This window comes from Vibrio sp. 1557, from assembly GCF_033340175.1.
Lineage (GTDB): Bacteria > Pseudomonadota > Gammaproteobacteria > Enterobacterales > Vibrionaceae > Vibrio > Vibrio alginolyticus.
The window spans coordinates 1-1,215 of sequence record NZ_JAWOVZ010000187.1 but is presented as its reverse complement, the minus strand read 5'-3'; the positions used below and the strand labels follow the sequence as shown (position 1 = coordinate 1,215).

The following is a 1,215-nucleotide window of genomic DNA, read 5'->3' as shown; positions in this document are numbered from 1 at the left end:
GGATGGCTGGATTTCCCAGTACTTTCTCGGATTCTTTTTTGCGTATGGCGTTTACCTGCCATTTTGGTCGTTGTGGTTTAAAGAACAGGGCGTTTCTTCCACGGACATTGGTTTACTGGTTGGTTTAGGTTTGGCGACACGCTGCGTGGCTAACCTCGTCATTACCCCTCGTGTACACCGAGTTGAACATCTAATGCCAACGTTGCGTTGGTTGAGCTTTGCAGCCCTCATTTTTGTTGGTTTCCACTTTTTTACGGGCGGCAGTTTTTGGCTCATGGCATTGGCAACGGTGTTGTTTAACTTGTGTTGTGGTCCGGTAGTTCCGCTATCAGACGCGATGGCAAACTACTACGCTCGCTTGAAAATGTTGGATTACGGTCGCACGCGTTTGTGGGGGTCTATAGCCTTCATTGCGGGTTCAACGGTGGTGGGTTTCCTTGTCGCAGAATTTGGCTCGGATATGATTCTGTACACCGCGATGGTGGGGGTGTTCTTTTCATTGCTTTTCGCGATGCGCAGCATCAATCCAATGCCTGTCACTCGCGGTGACCAGCATGCTGAACGTCCGAAATTATCTGCACTGCTTACCGATAAATCAGTGGTGAAGTTCTTGGTTTTGGTATCGCTTATCCAAGGTAGCCATGCGGCGTACTACGGCTTTAGTGCCATTCACTGGAAAGCGGCGGGTCACTCAGAAGACGTGATCGGCTACTTGTGGAGTCTGGGCGTTGCGGCAGAAGTGGCTGTGTTTGCATTGAGTAAGCGTCTGTTTGCTGGTTGGGCGCTGCGCACGCTGTTTATTGTTGCAGCTTGTGGTGTGATGATGCGTTGGGGCATGACCGCAGCAACAACGTCTATCGTTGCGTTGGTTATCGTGCAACTTCTGCACGGTGTGACATTCGCGACGGCGCACATTGCGGCCATTCAATACATCCAAAACTCTGAAGAGCACAAAATGGTGGCGCTGCAAGCGCTATACAACGCGATCCCGCTTGGCGCATTTATCGCGCTGATGACGGTGCTCAGTGGTTGGGGTTACGAGCACTGTGGCGCGCTGGTGTTCTGGGGTATGGCGGCAATGGGCCTATTGGCGCTGTTCATCAAATTGGACCATCAAGAGCCTAGCCACAACGTGGTGGATGTGTCTGAAAAGGCACTTGAAGCACAGAATTAGACTTCTGTGACACAGGTTAAAAACTCATCTTTGTCTCCATT

The 1,215-nt window shown here is 50.9% G+C and carries 1 protein-coding gene; it reads left to right on the top strand.

From position 1 onward, the window contains the following. Positions 1–1,174, top strand: a 1,174-nt coding sequence (locus tag R7070_RS25730) for a 3-phenylpropionate MFS transporter (protein ID WP_318141454.1), incomplete at its 5' end; no start/stop codon positions are given. Positions 1,175–1,215: the final 41 nt, after the last annotated feature.